The sequence below is a fragment of the Mesorhizobium sp. YIM 152430 genome (assembly GCF_029210365.1).
GTDB lineage: Bacteria > Pseudomonadota > Alphaproteobacteria > Rhizobiales > Rhizobiaceae > Aliihoeflea.
Map to the genome: position 1 here is coordinate 35,588 of NZ_JARGES010000001.1, position 15,087 is coordinate 50,674.

The 15,087-nt window shown below is 63.6% G+C and carries 21 protein-coding genes; 9 read left to right on the plus strand and 12 right to left on the minus strand.

Features of this window, described 5'->3' with window-relative positions; genetic code table 11:
* Position 1: 1 nt before the first annotated feature.
* Both cobS and PZ895_RS00175 read right to left on the minus strand, forming a co-directional pair.
* A complete protein-coding gene (cobS, locus tag PZ895_RS00170) occupies positions 2–988 on the minus strand; it encodes a cobaltochelatase subunit CobS (RefSeq protein ID WP_275837013.1) in 987 nt (328 codons plus the stop codon).
* A gap of 75 nt (positions 989–1,063) precedes the next feature.
* A complete protein-coding gene (locus PZ895_RS00175; protein WP_275837014.1) occupies positions 1,064–1,693 on the minus strand; it encodes a J domain-containing protein in 630 nt (209 codons plus the stop codon).
* Positions 1,694–1,827: 134 nt separating this feature from the next.
* Between PZ895_RS00175 and PZ895_RS00180 the strand changes: the two genes are divergently transcribed.
* Entirely contained in the window at positions 1,828–2,130 is a 303-nt protein-coding gene (locus PZ895_RS00180) for a BolA family transcriptional regulator (protein WP_275837015.1), read from the plus strand.
* Position 2,131: 1 nt separating this feature from the next.
* On the opposite strand, the gene PZ895_RS00185 is transcribed toward PZ895_RS00180, so the two are convergent.
* Genes PZ895_RS00185 through PZ895_RS00195 form a run of 3 tightly spaced genes read right to left on the minus strand, consistent with a single transcriptional unit; the run spans position 2,132 to position 5,179 of the window.
* On the minus strand, positions 2,132–3,484 hold the full coding sequence (locus tag PZ895_RS00185; RefSeq protein WP_275837016.1) for an HlyC/CorC family transporter: 1,353 nt from the start codon (positions 3,482–3,484) through the stop codon (positions 2,132–2,134).
* Positions 3,481–4,590, minus strand: a complete 1,110-nt coding sequence (gene aroB, locus PZ895_RS00190; protein ID WP_275837017.1) for a 3-dehydroquinate synthase — start codon at positions 4,588–4,590, stop codon at positions 3,481–3,483. The genes PZ895_RS00185 and aroB overlap by 4 nt, the downstream gene beginning before the upstream one ends.
* A 1-nt stretch (position 4,591) precedes the next feature.
* Positions 4,592–5,179 carry a shikimate kinase gene (locus PZ895_RS00195; protein ID WP_275837018.1) on the minus strand — a complete coding sequence of 196 codons (588 nt, stop codon included), beginning with the start codon at positions 5,177–5,179 and terminating at the stop codon, positions 4,592–4,594.
* A 134-nt stretch (positions 5,180–5,313) separates the two neighbouring features.
* Between PZ895_RS00195 and PZ895_RS00200 the strand changes: the two genes are divergently transcribed.
* On the plus strand, positions 5,314–5,463 hold the full coding sequence (locus PZ895_RS00200) for a histidine kinase (RefSeq protein ID WP_275837019.1): 150 nt from the start codon (positions 5,314–5,316) through the stop codon (positions 5,461–5,463).
* A gap of 7 nt (positions 5,464–5,470) precedes the next feature.
* Here the strand turns inward: PZ895_RS00200 and PZ895_RS00205 are convergent, their stop codons facing one another.
* From PZ895_RS00205 to PZ895_RS00220, 4 genes are all read right to left on the minus strand, one after another.
* Positions 5,471–5,653, minus strand: coding sequence for a hypothetical protein (locus tag PZ895_RS00205; RefSeq protein WP_275837020.1), 183 nt, complete (start codon positions 5,651–5,653; stop codon positions 5,471–5,473).
* 275 nt (positions 5,654–5,928) lie between these two features.
* Positions 5,929–6,915, minus strand: a complete 987-nt coding sequence (locus PZ895_RS00210) for a PAS domain-containing sensor histidine kinase (RefSeq protein WP_275837021.1) — start codon at positions 6,913–6,915, stop codon at positions 5,929–5,931.
* Positions 6,916–6,979: 64 nt separating this feature from the next.
* On the minus strand, positions 6,980–7,147 hold the full coding sequence (locus tag PZ895_RS00215; protein WP_024588427.1) for a DUF1328 domain-containing protein: 168 nt from the start codon (positions 7,145–7,147) through the stop codon (positions 6,980–6,982).
* A 202-nt stretch (positions 7,148–7,349) separates the two neighbouring features.
* Positions 7,350–8,144, minus strand: coding sequence for a response regulator (locus tag PZ895_RS00220; RefSeq protein WP_275837022.1), 795 nt, complete (start codon positions 8,142–8,144; stop codon positions 7,350–7,352).
* 248 nt (positions 8,145–8,392) lie between these two features.
* Here PZ895_RS00220 and PZ895_RS00225 point away from each other — a divergent pair, with 248 nt between their 5' ends.
* Positions 8,393–8,584: a NepR family anti-sigma factor gene (locus PZ895_RS00225; RefSeq protein WP_275837069.1), complete on the plus strand. Its 192-nt coding sequence runs from the start codon at positions 8,393–8,395 to the stop codon at positions 8,582–8,584.
* Between the two features lie 2 nt (positions 8,585–8,586).
* Entirely contained in the window at positions 8,587–9,135 is a 549-nt protein-coding gene (locus PZ895_RS00230) for a sigma-70 family RNA polymerase sigma factor (RefSeq protein ID WP_275837023.1), read from the plus strand.
* On the opposite strand, the gene PZ895_RS00235 is transcribed toward PZ895_RS00230, so the two are convergent.
* On the minus strand, positions 9,121–9,525 hold the full coding sequence (locus PZ895_RS00235; RefSeq protein WP_275837024.1) for a response regulator: 405 nt from the start codon (positions 9,523–9,525) through the stop codon (positions 9,121–9,123). The two genes, PZ895_RS00230 and PZ895_RS00235, sit on opposite strands and share 15 nt — an antisense overlap.
* Before the next feature lie 182 nt (positions 9,526–9,707).
* Between PZ895_RS00235 and PZ895_RS00240 the strand changes: the two genes are divergently transcribed.
* Positions 9,708–10,469 carry a Crp/Fnr family transcriptional regulator gene (locus PZ895_RS00240; RefSeq protein WP_275837025.1) on the plus strand — a complete coding sequence of 254 codons (762 nt, stop codon included), beginning with the start codon at positions 9,708–9,710 and terminating at the stop codon, positions 10,467–10,469.
* Here PZ895_RS00240 and PZ895_RS00245 read toward each other — a convergent pair.
* A complete protein-coding gene (locus tag PZ895_RS00245; protein WP_275837026.1) occupies positions 10,466–11,569 on the minus strand; it encodes an AI-2E family transporter in 1,104 nt (367 codons plus the stop codon). The genes PZ895_RS00240 and PZ895_RS00245 overlap by 4 nt on opposite strands.
* 123 nt (positions 11,570–11,692) lie before the next feature.
* Between PZ895_RS00245 and PZ895_RS00250 the strand changes: the two genes are divergently transcribed.
* Genes PZ895_RS00250 through PZ895_RS00260 form a run of 3 tightly spaced genes read left to right on the plus strand, consistent with a single transcriptional unit; the run spans position 11,693 to position 12,750 of the window.
* Complete coding sequence (locus tag PZ895_RS00250; RefSeq protein ID WP_275837027.1) at positions 11,693–12,028, plus strand: hypothetical protein; 336 nt, start codon at positions 11,693–11,695, stop codon at positions 12,026–12,028.
* A gap of 8 nt (positions 12,029–12,036) precedes the next feature.
* Entirely contained in the window at positions 12,037–12,501 is a 465-nt protein-coding gene (locus tag PZ895_RS00255; RefSeq protein WP_275837028.1) for a phage holin family protein, read from the plus strand.
* Positions 12,502–12,516: 15 nt separating this feature from the next.
* Entirely contained in the window at positions 12,517–12,750 is a 234-nt protein-coding gene (locus PZ895_RS00260) for a hypothetical protein (RefSeq protein ID WP_275837029.1), read from the plus strand.
* Positions 12,751–12,825: 75 nt separating this feature from the next.
* Here PZ895_RS00260 and PZ895_RS00265 read toward each other — a convergent pair whose 3' ends face one another.
* Positions 12,826–13,740: a diacylglycerol kinase family protein gene (locus PZ895_RS00265; RefSeq protein WP_275837030.1), complete on the minus strand. Its 915-nt coding sequence runs from the start codon at positions 13,738–13,740 to the stop codon at positions 12,826–12,828.
* A 227-nt stretch (positions 13,741–13,967) separates the two neighbouring features.
* Between PZ895_RS00265 and PZ895_RS00270 the strand changes: the two genes are divergently transcribed.
* Positions 13,968–15,047: a PRC-barrel domain-containing protein gene (locus PZ895_RS00270; protein ID WP_275837031.1), complete on the plus strand. Its 1,080-nt coding sequence runs from the start codon at positions 13,968–13,970 to the stop codon at positions 15,045–15,047.
* Positions 15,048–15,087 lie beyond the last annotated feature (40 nt).

The window sequence follows — 15,087 nt, forward strand, 5'->3', positions numbered from 1 at the left end:
GTCAGGCCAGTACGACATTGGCGGCGGATTCGGGCAGTTCATGGCCGAAGGCGCGCTGATAGAACTCGGCGACGACGGAGCGCTCCAGTTCGTCGCACTTGTTGAGGAAGGTCATGCGGAAGGCGAAGCCGACATCCTTGAAGATGTCCGCGTTCTCGGCCCACATGATGACCGTGCGCGGGCTCATCACGGTGGACAGGTCGCCATTGATGAAGGCCGAGCGGGTCATGTCGGCGACGCGGACCATCTTGCCGACGATGTCGCGGCCCTTGTCGTTGCGGAAATGCTTGGCCTTGGCCAGCACGATGTTCACCTCGTCGTCATGCGGCAGGTAGTTCAGCGTGGTGACGATGGACCACCGGTCCATCTGCGCCTGGTTGATCTGCTGCGTGCCGTGATAGAGGCCCGTCGTGTCGCCGAGGCCGACCGTGTTGGCGGTGGCGAAGATGCGGAAGGCGGGGTGCGGGCGGATGACGCGGCTCTGGTCGAGCAGCGTCAGGCGGCCGGAGGATTCCAGCACGCGCTGGATGACGAACATCACGTCCGGGCGGCCGGCGTCGTATTCGTCGAAGACGAGCGCGACATTGTGCTGATAGGCCCAGGGCAGGATTCCGTCCTTGAACTCGGTGACCTGCATCCCCTCGCGCACGACGATCGCATCCTTGCCGACGAGATCGATGCGGGAGACGTGGCTGTCGAGATTGATGCGCACGCAGGGCCAGTTGAGCCGGGCGGCGACCTGCTCGATATGGGTCGACTTGCCGGTGCCGTGATAGCCGGACACCATGACGCGGCGGTTGTAGGTGAAGCCGGCGAGGATGGCGAGCGTCGTCTGCTTGTCGAACAGATAGTCCGGGTCGACGTCCGGCACATGGCTGTCCGCCACCGAATAGGCCGGCACCACCATCTCGGATTCGAAGCCGAACGTCTCGGCGACCGGGACGGTCGTGTCGGGCAGGTTTGCGATGTCGCGGTCAACCTTGTTCATCATGTCTCCACATGCGGCGGCCGGGCCGCCGCTCGTCAAATCTTCGTGCCGGCCATCGTTTACCAGACGGCGCTATCAACACAAACCCGCTTGTTTGAGCATCCGGTATGCCTGGATGACATCGCGAAACCGGTCTTCGGAGGCACGGTCGCCACCATTGGCATCGGGGTGATGCCGCTTCACAAGTTCCTTATAGCGCTGCTTGATGGCCGTGCCAGTCGCCGATGGGTCCAGGCCCAAGGTTTCCATGGCCTTGGCCTCAAGCGATTTCAGCTTGCGGGTGCGCGGCCGGTCGGACGGATCGATGCCATCCTTGAACATGCCGTAGGGATCGCGCATCCGGGCGCCCGGATGCGCCCCACCGGCCCGGCCCGAACGCTTCTGCGAGAAGTCGGGCGATGCCTGCGCGCCCTTGTTGACGCCCATCTTCCAGGTCGGGCGATGGCCGGTCAGCGCCTCCTTCTGGTAGCGCGCGATGTCGCCTTCCGCCAGGCCGGAGAAATAGTTGAAGCCCTTGTTGTACTCGCGCACATGATCGAAGCAGAACTTGAAATATTGCCCCTCGGCCATGCGCCCCACCGGCGCGCGATGCGTGCCGGCAGCGTTGCAACCGTCCCACTGGCACACGGGCGCACTCGCCGCCCGCTCGGCCTCGGGCGAACGGCGGACCTTGATCTTCTCGAAATATTTCGAATAGGCGTTCATGGAAACTCGTTACCGTCGAACCGGGAATTATGGGTGCTTCGGCGCGCGAAACAAGAATTGACATTCGGCCGACAATGAACGTCCTGCCGGTGATTTGGTAATCAGCGGCATCGCGCCGCATGAAGGAGACCGAAATGACGATGAAGACAGCCATCGAAGACAAGCTGACGGAGCGCTTCCACCCCGACCGGCTCGCGGTCATCGACGAAAGCCATCTCCATGCCGGGCACCATCATCAGCATTCGGGCGAACATGAGACGTTCGACGGGTCGGGCGAGACACATTTTCGCGTGCGCATCGTCGCGTCCGAATTCGCCGGCATGAGCCGCATCGAGCGCCACCGCGCCGTCAACGAGGCGCTTGCCGGCGAACTTGCGGCCGGCGTCCATGCGCTGGCGATCGAACCGGCGGCGCCCGGCGAAGCGACGCGCTGGTGATTCAGGCCGGCGGGCGGACAGGCTCGGTTGCGGATGGCTCCTGATCGCGCGCCGGCGGGGGAAGTTGCAGCGGTGGCGGCGCGATCGGCGTCGCGGCAACGTCGCCGAGCGGGCGGATGCGCAGCCGCGTGATGCGGTTCTTTTCGCGCTTCAGGACGACGAAGCGCATTCCATGGAAGGTGAATGCCTGCTTCTCCTCCGGGATCATCTGCGCCTCGTGGATGACGAGACCGGCGATTGTCGTCGCTTCCTCGTCCGGCAGATTCCAGTCGAGCGCACGGTTGAGGTCGCGGATCGGCACGAAGCCTTCCACGACGACCGAGCCATCCGCCTCCTGCTTCACGCCCTGCATCTCGACATCGTGCTCGTCGGCGATCTCGCCCACGATCTCCTCGATGATGTCCTCCAGCGTGACGAGCCCTTCGACCTCGCCATATTCGTCGACGACGATCGCGAAATGCGCCTTGCGGCGCAAAAAGGCGTTGAGCTGGTCCTGAAGCGTCGTCGTGTCCGGCACGAACCAGGGCTTGGACGCGACCTTCATGATGTCGATGCGGGCGAAATCGTTGCCGACCTCGTTGAGCGCCCGCAACAGATCCTTGGCGTGGATGACGCCGACGATGTTGTCGGTCGAACCGCGCCAGAGCGGCAGGCGCGTATAGGGGCTTTGCAGGATTTCGCGCACGACCGCCTCGGGCGCCTCTTCGGCGTTGACCGAACGCATCGAGGTGCGGTGGACCATGATGTCCGAGACTTCGAGCTCATGCAGGTCGAGAAGGCCGCCGACGCGGTCGCGGTCGTGCTTTTCCAGCCCACCCTCGCGCTGCAAAACCTCGACGGTGCCGCGGATTTCCTCATGGGCGGAGAGCAAATTGTCGTCGCGGCCCAAATGAACGCCGAACAGGCCGAGCATCCCGCGGACGATGAAGTTCACCGCCACCGACAGATGCCCGAACAACAGAACCACGAGTTGCGCGAAACGCGAGACGGTCAGGGCGAACTGCTCCGGCTTCGACAAGGCCCAGGACTTGGGCAGAATCTCCGCGAAAATGACGAGCAGGACCGTCATGCCGATGGTGGCATAGACGACGCCGGCGGAGCCGAAGACCGTCAGGAGAACGCTGGTGGCCAGCGACGAGGCGAGGATGTTGACCAGGTTGTTGCCGATCAGGAGCGCGCCGACCAGGCGGTCCTTGCGCTCGATCAGGCCGGAAATGATGCCGGCGCGCGCTTCGCCATTCTGTTCCATCGTGTGGAGGCGTGCGCGCGATACCGCCGTCACGCTCGTCTCCGTGCCCGAGAACAGGAAGGACATCATGATCAGCAAGATGATGATGGCGATCGTCAGGATCATGCCGGCAGGTTCTCCGTCAGGAAGGCAAGCACATCGGCGGACGCAACGTCCCTTGCGATGAAGGACCGGCCGATGCCGCGGGTGAGGATGAAAGTCAGCGCACCGCGCGAAACCTTCTTGTCCTGCGCAATATAGGTCAAAAGCGCATCCGCGCCAGGAAGGCCGCCGGGCACGTCGGACATTTTCGTCGGCAGGCCGACGGACGAAAGATGATGCTCGACCCGATCCGCATCGGCAGGGTCGAGAAGACCGAGGCGCGCCGAGAAGCGATGCGCCAGCACCATGCCGATCGCCACCGCCTCGCCATGGACGAGGCGCGCGCCGTCATAGCCGGTCGCCCCTTCCAGCGCATGGGCGAATGTGTGGCCCAGATTGAGCAGTGCGCGGTCGCCGGTCTCGCGCTCGTCGCGCGCGACGACATCCGCCTTCGACTGGCAGGAGCGGCGGATCGCCTCGACACGGGCCCGGCCTCCGGCAAAGACATCGCGCCAATTCTCTTCCAGCCAGGCGAAGAAGTCGGGCTGGTCGATCAGGCCGTATTTCGCCATTTCGGCATAGCCGGCACGAAACTCGCGCGGCGAGAGCGTGTCGAGCGCCGCCGTGTCGGCGATCACCAGCGCGGGCTGCTGGAAGACGCCGACGAGATTCTTGCCGCGCCTGGTGTTGATTCCCGTCTTGCCGCCGACCGAGGAATCGACCTGCGCCAGAAGCGAAGTGGGCACCTGCACGAACTCCATGCCGCGGCGCACGATGCCGGCGGCAAATCCGGTCAGGTCGCCGATCACGCCGCCGCCGAGCGCCAGCACGCAATCATTGCGCTCGAAGCGGCCGGCGAGGACGAAATCGACCACTTCCTCAAGCTTCGCGAAGCTCTTCGTCGCCTCGCCGGCCGGCAGGACCAGAACTTCATGGGCGATGCCCGCAGCCTTCAGCGAGGCTTCGAGGCGCGGCCATTGGCTTGCGGCGACATTCGCATCGGTGACGATCGCGACACGGGCACGCGGCAGGCGCGCGGCGACAGCCGGTCCAGCCTCGTCGAGCACGCCCGGCCCGATCAGGATCGGGTAGGATCGCGTGCCAAGCTGGACGTCGACGCGGCTCGTCATCTCAACCCACCCTCGTCATGCTTTGCGCCAGCTTGCCGTCCAGGGCCTTGATGATCTCGGCTGCGATCGTGGCATGGCGCGCATCGCGGCTCACAATCGTCACATCGGCCTCGCCATAGACGGGATAGCGGTCCTCCATCAGCTTGCGCATGACGGCGCGCGGATCGGATGTTTTCAGGAGCGGGCGGTTCTGGCGCCGCGCGACGCGTTCCATCAACGTGTCGATATCGGCCTTGAGCCAGATCGAGATGCCGCTGGCGCGGATGGCGGCGCGGGTGTCGGCATTCATGAAGGCGCCGCCGCCCGTGCCGATCACGGCGGGACCGTCCGCGACGAGACGCGTGACGACGCGCTGTTCGAGCGCGCGGAACTCGACCTCGCCATAGGCTTCGAAGAGCTCCGGAACCGTCATGCGCGAAACGTTCTCGATCTCGTGGTCGCTGTCGGCGAAGGGGAGTTGCAGCGTCTGGGCCAGCTTTCGGCCGACGGAGGTCTTGCCGGCGCCCATCAGCCCGACGAGAACGAGCGTTTTCGTGCCGATGCCGGCACGCACGCGCTCCACCAGTCCTGCCATCTCCGTCGCGCCCATGCCCGTCTCCACGCAAGGGGTATCGGCAGGAACGGCGTCAACGTCAAGCCGGGATGAACACGACTTATGCTTGCACTCGCATACGCGGCGTCCCATAAAGATACAGGCGACGGCGGCGGACAGACGGGAGACCGATGCCTACACTTTTCCGGTTCTTGATGACGCTGATGATCCTGGCTGGCCTCGCCTATGGGGCAATGTATGCACTGGTGCTGTTCGTCGAACCCAATCGCGGCGAGATGACCGTGCGGATACCGCCGGAAAGGTTGCAGCCGCCACGCTGAAGAAGCTTCAGCTCAAGAAGTTGAACAGCAGCGTCCCCGCAATCAGCCCGGCAAGAACGAGCAGGGCCAGCCGGAAATAGCCGAACGGGCCGTAGTTGGGACCAGGTGGCAAAGGCTCGGAGCCGTCGCCCTGATGGTCGCCCATCGCAAGCCGTGCCGCACGTTCCAGATTCATCATGTGAGCGACCATTACCGCCTCCCGTTCACGCTGCCTGAAAGCCAAACGGCGCAGCGGATTTTCCGTTCCCGAGGGATGATCGCAAAAAAGAATGAACGTTACGGAACCCGTTCGTATCGAAACAGTTAACAGGCACAGTGAAGAGGCCGACGCCCCCTCCAATCGCCCCCCGCGAAAGGCGCTTCACTGATTGAGGAAGAGTGAGCCCCCGAACACCTTCCTCGCACCCTCCAAAGCCGGCCCCTCGTGGCCGGCTTTTTTTTCGGGGACGTCGCAGGAAACGGCGGTCAGAGTTCGAAATTGCCTTCGGGAATGCGCAGGCGATAGTCGAGATTGCCTGCGGCGAATTCGAGCGACGCCTCGCCCTCGACCGAGGCCGGCACGACGCGCTCCAGCGCGACGCTGCCGAAGCGCTTGTCGCCGATGGCGTCTTCGGCAACGCGGGTGTTCTCATGCCAGTTCAGGAGGATGGTGCGCTTGCCCTCGTCGTCCTGCTCGAGCGTGGCCGAAAGACCGACATAGCCGTTCGGCCGCGACAGCGCGCCGTGGCTCATCGAATTGATGACGAGTTCGTGCAGCGCCAGACCGATATGAAGCGCGGCATTCGGGTTGAGATAGGGATCGATGCCCTTCAGGCGGATCGAAAAGGCCGGGTCTTCGCAATAGCGGCTGACCTGCCCGGCGACCAGTTCGCTCAAGGTCGCGCCGCGCCAGTTCGACGAGGTGACGAGGTCCTGCGACGAGGCGAGCGACTGGATGCGGCCGCGAAAGCGCGTCAGGAAAACGTCGATCGAGCCCGAATAGCGGCCGGTCTGGGTCGCGATGCTCTGGATGATGGCCAGTAGGTTCTTCGAGCGATGGCTGACCTCGCGCAACAAGGTGCGCAGCGTCTGCTCGCGATGTTTCTGGCTCGTCACGTCGACGATGGTGGAAACGATGCCATCGACGCGACCGCCTTCACCGCGCCGCGGATCGAGCCAGACCGAGAACCAGCGTCCGCCCTCGTCGGCGCCCTGCCGGAACTCGTAATGGGCAGGTTGGCCGGTTTCCATTACCTGACGCTTCATCGCCATGGCCGCCTCGTCATCCGACGCGGCGAGGAATTCGCTGTCGGACTGGCCGACAATGGACGCAGCGTGCCAGGAGGACGGGAGGTTGTGCGACCAGAGAACCTTGAGATGAGCATCCTGGGCAATGACCGCCACACCGGCATTCTTCAACGCGGTCGCGAGCACGCGTTCCTCGTCGATCATGTCAGCGGTCTCGAAACTCACCCTGAAACTGCCCCCGATAAAGCCGGCCCGGCCTGCTGCCGGACCAAAACGTGCTCACCTGTGCTCAATTGGCGCGGCGCATGAAGCCGGCAACCACGGAGACGCACAAAAGAACGATGAAAATGAAGAACAGGATCTGGGCGATGCCCGCAGACGCGCCGGCAATGCCGCCGAATCCCACGGCACCTGCGATCAATGCGACGACTAGAAATACGAGGGCCCAATAAAGCATCTGCGTTCTCCCTGATCGTCCGCGGCCTTCCACGCGCCACGGAACGATTCTTGCCTTTGAGCACCGAAATCGCCGGAGCCGAATGCCGGACCCGATTTCATGCGCCGAACTGCCGCCGCACCCGAATCTTCAACGCATCACGGGGCGAGCTTGTTCCCCGTGCGGGACGGGATCGAGCCCTGCCCCGCACGATGTCTCGTCGTCAGGCTGCCGCCTGCGACTGCCGGTCGAAGAACAGGGCCTGGCTGATGAGCGCCTTGACCATGTCGGGATTGAACGGCTTGGTCACCAGGAAAGCCGGCTCGGGGCGCTCGCCGGTCAACAGGCGCTCGGGGAAGGCCGTGATGAAGATCACGGGAACGCTGGCCGAGGACAGGATCTCGTTGACCGCATCGATGCCCGACGAACCGTCGGCCAACTGGATGTCGGCAAGAACCATCTTGGCATTGGTGGTCTTGAACAGAGCCGTCGCTTCCTTGTGGGTGCGGGCCGTGCCGACGACGCGGTGACCGAGACTCTCGACCATCTGCTCGATGTCCATGGCGATCAGCGGCTCGTCCTCGATGATGAGGATGTCGGTCGCGACCTGTCGGGAAATCTCGTCGCTCGCCTGGCCGAGAAGGCGGGAGAACTCCGTCTGCTCCACGTCGAGAACCTCGGCGGCCTCGCGCTCGCCGAAGCCTTCGACGGCGACCAGCAAGAACGCCTGGCGCGGGAGGGGCGCCAGGGAGGACAGGTTGGCCACGGCGCGGCTTTCCCACGGATTCGCGGGCATCTCGTCGGGAACGCGCACGGCAACGGACGAAAAGAGCTTGGTGAAAATGCGATAGAGCGCGATCCGGTCGGTGGAGGCGGCCGGAAACACGCTCGGATCTGCTATGATGGCTTCCAGAGTGGCGGCGACAAGCGCATCGCCGCTGGTCTGCGAGCCGGAGACTGCGCGGGCAAACCGGCGCAAGAATGGCAAGTGCGGCGCTATCCTTGCGGACAAACTCATGATTGGACGTCTCCCTCAAGACATAAAGGCAGGAAATTGCGGATCAGTAGCGCCCTTCAAACTCACCCGCAGCAAAAAAGTTCCGAAACAAGGAACGAATCTCATGGGTTTGACGTTTGATATCGATTTTGCGTGCCTGCGGGGCGGTTTCGGCCGCAGGAAAAGGCAACAAAGGACAGGGGAAGCGACGCATGGCGATTGCCGCACGTTGGGCAGACCAGGACAATCCAGGGGGCACCGAGGCAGAAATGAAGCCGAACAAGGAACAGCCGGCAGTGACAGAGCGCACGGAGCCGCTGGGCTCCAATTCCGAAATCGGGCGCAAGCTCAAACAATATTACGACGAACTCGTGACGGAAGAAGTCCCCGACCGATTCGCCGATCTGTTGAGGCAACTCGAAGATCGCGAAACAGGCGCCGGCGCTCGCAAGGGAGACTGATCATGGCTGCCGACATCGATTTCAAGACCGGACTGCTGAGTGCGGTCCCCAGCCTCCGCGCGTTCGCCGTCTCGCTTTCGCAAAATTCCGACCGTGCCGACGACCTCGTGCAGGAAACGCTGGTCAAGGCGTGGGACAAGCAGTCCTCCTTCCAGCCAGGCACCAACCTCAAGGCCTGGCTCTTCACCATCCTGCGCAACGAATTCTATTCGCAGATGCGCAAGCGCGGACGCGAGGTGCAGGACAGCGATGGCGCGATGACGGCTCGCCTCGCGGTCCATCCCAGCCAACACGGCTCGATGGATCTGGAAGATTTCCGCAATGCGCTCGAGCGCCTGCCCGAAGACCAGCGCGAGGCGATCATCCTGATCGGGGCGTCGGGCTTTTCCTACGAGGAAGCGGCCGAAATCTGCGAATGCGCGGTCGGGACGATCAAGAGCCGCGTCAGCCGCGCGCGCACACGCTTGCAGGAACTCCTGAAGGTTTCGGGAGAATCCGACTACGGGCCGGATTCGATCGCGGCCCAGGTGATGGGCTCAAACGCCGCCTGATACCGGCTGGCCCTGCCCCTCGTTCACCGCCTCGACGATGGCGGTGATCAAGGTGGGGCCGGCATAAGGCTTGCCCACGACGCGGATGCCCGGAAACGCCTCGAACAGGTTTTCGTTCTCCGCATAACCGGTGGCGAAGACGAACGGGACCTTGCTGTCCTGCAAGGTCTTGGCGAATTCGACGGTGGATTCGCCAGCCAGCATCACATCGACGACGGCGACATTGATGCCCCGGTCCTCGACGGGCCGCTCGCCCAGTTCCTTGAGCGTGCGCAGGATGATGACCTCCTCGGCACCATGATCCTGACACAACTGCTCGACATCCATGGCGATGAGGAACTCGTCCTCCATCACCAGAATGCGCAGATCCTTGAGCGGCTTGTCCGCCAAATTCACAACTCCCGACATGATGGGCAATTGGCCTGCCGGATGGAGACATGTCATTTAACTATGACATGTGCATGAGCTTTTGCGAATATATTTGAAGGACTAGTCCGTGCCCGCTGACAAGCGGCGCGCACCTCACTATAGATCGCAAAGGGACTTTTTTCTTTACCTTTTGGAGCCCGCCAGTGGCCGAAATCGCGATCCGTTCGGCAAGGAAATATCCTTGCGAAAAATGCCCGCTGCGCCCGCGAGAGATCTTCCGGCCCTTCACCACTCCCGAACTGGAATTCATCAGTAGGTTCAAGAAGGGCGAACTGACCGTCGACCGCGGCGCGACCGTGCTGGCCGAGGGGACGCGCAATCCGCATCTCTATACGGTCCTTCAGGGCTGGAGCTTCCGCTACAAGATGCTGCCGGACGGTCGCCGGCAGATCGTCAATTACGCCATGCCGGGCGACCTTCTCGGGCTGCAAGGCACGGTGACCGGCGAGATGGAGCATTCCGTCGAGGCGCTGTCGCCGATGATCCTTTGCGTCTTCGAGCGCGAGGAACTCCTGACGCTCTACCGCGAGCACCCCGAACTCGCCTACGACATCACCTGGCTGTCCTCGCGCGAGGAATGTATGCTCGACGAGAACATGCTGAGCATCGGCCGGCGCAACGCGACCGAACGACTTGCCTATCTGATCGCGTTCATCGTGCGCCGGTCCCAGGGGACCGGGCTCAACACGGCCAAGCTTCCGATCGAAATTCCCATCACCCAGCAGCATGTCGCGGACACGCTCGGACTGTCGCTCGTCCACACCAACAAGACCGTGCGAAAGCTGGCCGAGCGGCAATTGCTGCAATGGCGCGATCGCGGCTGCGTCGTTCTCGACCTCGAAGGGCTCGAGCGGCTGGCCGACTGGTCGACCGACATGCACCTGAAGCCGCGTCCGTTCATCTAGCTGGGCAGTCTGGGGCTTTGCGCGCCCCAGCCGGGGATGAGATTGCGCGCGATCGCATAGCCGACGAGCAATGCGGGAATGGCGACGAAGCCGCCGATCGGCCCCCAGATCCAGATCCAGAACGTCAGGGCGAGGAGGACGACGAACGGGTTCAGCGTCATCATCCGCCCGATGACCATCGGCGTGACGAACTGCGCCTCCATCAGATTGACGGCAAGGTAGACGAACGGCGGCATGAGGCTGCCGGAGATCGTGTCGAAGGTGACGAGGCCGACGGCGAACAGGACCGCCGCCATGATCGCCGGGCCGATATACATGACGAAGTTCAAAAGTCCCGCGAGAATGCCCCACAGCGCGGGTGACGGCACGCCGGCAAGCCACAAGGCGCAGGTGACGGCGACCGCCAACCCAATATTGATTGCGGTGATCGACAGGAGATAGCGCGACACCAGCGTCTCGACGTCGCGGAAGATGTGCGCCGTGCGCCAGCGCAGGCGGCGGCCGACGCACAGTTTCAGGACCGCAAGGCGGGTCTGGTGGCGCGTGGCGATGAAGAAATACAAGGTCGCCATGAAGATCAGCACCTGCGCGCCGATGGCCGGCGCGATGGTGATCAGGCTGTCCATGGGCGAGCCTTCCTCCACGGAGACGGTCAGGCCGGTATCGCCGGTCGCATCGCGCAGGCCGCCCTGGATGTCGCGCAATGCTTCCATCGGCTCGCGCAGTTGCGACAGGCGCAATTGCAGTTGCTCCCACATCTGCGGTCCGCGATCGGCCCAGTAGGACAACGGACCGACCAGCGCGAGCGCAACCAGGCAGACGCTGAAGACGAACAGGATGAAGACCAGGACGGCTGAAATATAGGGCGAGATGCCGCGTGCCTCGATGCGCGCGGCAACCGGGCCAAGCATCAACCCGATGACCAGCGCGAAGGCGACGGGCGCCAGAATGAAGCGCCCGAAGTGAAGCGTGAATGCCAGACCCAAGAGGCCGAGCCCGATGATCGCGAGCTGCGAGCCCCTTTGCAGCACGATCTCGACATTCGATTTGGGCGGCAGGCGCACGATGGGCGGGCGCTTTTCATATCTTTCAGGGGGCACAGACTTCCTCCGACACCAGCGGCAACGCGGCTCGGGATAATTTCGTTCCTGCTCATACAATCGCTGGAACTGGACGAAGGTGCATACGTTGAATGCACGGCAACACAAACAGGAGAAAAATTCATGGCTTCATCCACCACCACCGCCAAAGTTCGGGCCAACGACGCCAAGACCAAGGCCGAACTCGAGGCCGAGATCGAGCGCCTGAAGAGCGATGTGACGAAGCTGAAGGACCAGCTCAGCGAGACCGGCCAGCGCACCTATCGCTCCGCACAACGCGCGGCGTCGTCGGGGCTGGAAAGCGTCAAGGCGCGCAGCGAAGCGGCCATCGAGGACATTCGCGGACAGGCGAAGGATTACGAGGCCCAGCTCGAAGAGGCCGTGCGTGAGAAGCCGATCAGTTCGCTTGCCATCGCCGCCGGCGTCGGTTTCGTGCTCGCCCTTCTGACGCGCCGCTGAGCCGACGCATGTTCGGCACGCTCATCGCATCCATCGTAGCCGGCGAGACGGCCGACATCATCGGACGCACGAAGCGCATGGCAATCGCCTATGCGGTAGCCGGCCTCCTCGTGCTGTTCGGCGTGATGTTCGGTCTGATCGCGCTTTATGTCTGGGTGGCGGGTCACTGGGGACCGATCGTGGCCGCACTGGCGCTTGCCGGTGCCTTCGTCGTGCTCGCGATCCTCGTCATCGTCATTCATAGTTCGAGCGCCAAGCGGCAGGCGCGAGAAGCGTCGAAACGACGCTCGGTCGACGCCAAGGCGATTGCCGCCACGGCCGCCGTCGCGGCCTTGCCTGCCCTGCTCGCCAAGCGCGGCTCCGCTGTCGCGCTGATCGTGCCGGTGCTCGGGATGGTCGGCTATCTGATCTACAAGGAAAACGCGAAGCCGGGCGGCGGGCGGCGCCCGCGCGATCCGCACAACCGACCGTAACAGGAGGGAAGCGCCATGGACGACAAGGTCAAAGTCAACCCGACGGAAGCCCGGCAGGGCCGCAAGGGCACGCATGTTCTGACGATCCTGATCGTCGCCCTCGTTCTGGCCGGCATTGTCGGCTGGGCTGTCGGGCTCTTCGGCGGCGCCATCGAACCGGACGAGCCGGTCGGCGGCGCACCGACGGAGCAGCCGGCCGAGGCACCGGGCGGCATCGACACGCCGGTCGAGGGCGAGCCGGCCGAATAGGCCGGACTGCAAGTCATCGAAAAGGGGCGCCCGCCGCAGCGCCCCTTTTTCAATGGCGCATTTGCGTTTCAAGGGTCAGGCTTTATCCACCAGTGCCGGACGCAGCACTTTCAGCGCGCCGGGATGGATCGCGACCTCGACCTTCGGTTCGAGCCTGCACAACTCGCCATCGATCACACAGCGAAATTTCCGGTGGGACGACAGGATGTGCATCGTGACCGACTGCGTCTGATGGATCTCGACCTGATCGTTGGTTTTCCACCTGCCAAGCGCCATCATGGCGAAGAAGGCGAACATCTCGCGTCGCGAGCGCGCCTTGGTGATGTAGATGCCCAGCGTCCCGCCATCGGGCGTATCGGTGTATGGAATGTGGCCTTCTCCGTAGAGATTGTTGGTGATGCCGATGGAGGACGTGCGCGTCTCGACCTCCGTGCCGCCCGGCATTTCCAGCCTGACGCGGATGCGGGGCGGGTTCAGGACCGCGCCGATGGCCGCCTGCGCGGACGCCCTGATCTTGCCCAGGCGCGAGGCGAATTCGCGTTGCTCGCGCAGATGCACGAGCTTGGCGTGCATCCCGAGCGAATATTGATGGACGAAGGGACGGCCGTTCGCAGTCGCGATGTCGACATCGGATACCGGTGCCACGGCAAGCGCATCGAGCGCGCCGCTCAGATCCAGCGGCACCTGGAGGCTGCGCGCGAAAAGGTTCATCGTGCCGGCCGGCAAGACGGCAAGCACCTTGCCCGTGTTCATCAGCCTGGCGGCCGCGCCGGAAACGCTGCCGTCGCCCCCGCCGATCAGCACGCCCTCGACCTTTTCGTCGGAGACTGCCTTGTCGAGCTCCGATTCGAGTTCCTTGCCCTGGACGAGCACGACATCGACGGTATGCCCCCCGGCAGCGAACTTCTCCCTTATCTCCTCCGAAAGCGCGCCGGTGTCGGCGGTGCGGAGCGTGCCACCTTCGCTGTTGAGGATCGCCTTGAAATGCAACTCATCACCCTTTCGCGCCTGGTTGCGATGCGTGTCGGCGGGGAAATGGGTGGAGGGACCGCGTGGTTCCGTTGGGTGCTCGCGGAATCGTGTTCGCTCGCCGATTTCGGCGGAACATCTCAAGGAACGTGGCGTTGTGGCAGTGTGAGAGGCCGCGACACCCGCCCCCTGCGAAAAGTTCGGACATCGCGGCCGTGCAATGGAACATGCACAAGGAGAGAAATACCATGATCCGCACCCTTTTGGCGACTACCGCAATTGCAACTCTGCTTTCAACCGGCGCCTTCGCGCAGACGATGGCGCCCGAGACGACCGATCCAGGCATGACCCCGGCCCCCGAGGCTCCGGCAGAAGCCGTCGAGACGCCCGGCCCGCAGCCCATCGAAGGCCATCTGGCTTCCAACATCATCGGCGAGAACGTCTATAACGGCGTTGGAGACGATGCCGAGAACATCGGCACGGTGAACGACATCGTTCTCGACGCAAATGGGCAGGCTTCGCTCGTCGTCGTCGGCGTCGGTGGCTTCCTGGGCCTCGGCCAGAAGGATGTGGCACTCGAATATGAGACGCTCGAATGGGCGCAGCGCGAGGACGGCACGACCTGGCTCGTCGCCTCGACGACGCGCGAGCAGCTCGAGCAGCAGGAAGCGTTCGACCGTGACCTTTACGATCCGGACGATGCCGAAGGCATGGCTGCGACCGGCGCCGCGACGGGCGCTGCCGCAACGACGGATACGGCGGCCGACACGGCTGGCGAGGCGGTGGAAGACACCGCGGATGCTGCCGGCGAAATGGCCGACGATGCAGGCGACAGCATGGCCGAGATGGCCGACGATGCCGAAGACGCCATGACCGACGACACCGCAGCAGCCCCGGCCGAGAACGACGCAGCGATGTCCGACGACACGGCCATGGACGATGACGCCGCCACCACCGACGATACGGCCACGGCTGCAATCGACCGCACGACGCTGACCGAAGTGGATTCGGCCGGCCTCAGCGCCGACGAACTCATCGGCACCACGGTTTACGGCGCCAATGAAGAAAATGTCGGCTCGATCAACGACGTCGTTCTCGAAGGCGATTCGGTCGACTTCGTCACCATCGACGTCGGCGGCTTCCTCGGTCTCGGCGCAAAGACCGTTGCCGTGGACATGGACAACCTCGCCTTCATGACGGACGAGGACGGAGAGATGTATCTCTACACTTCGTTCACGCAGGAGCAGCTCGAAGCTCAGCCGGAATATGACGAGGCGACCTTCGCCGACGCACGCGACGAGCAGCTTCTCGTCAACCCGGCGAACTGATCGACGCTGATTGCGACTGGAGAAGGCCCGGAAATTCCGG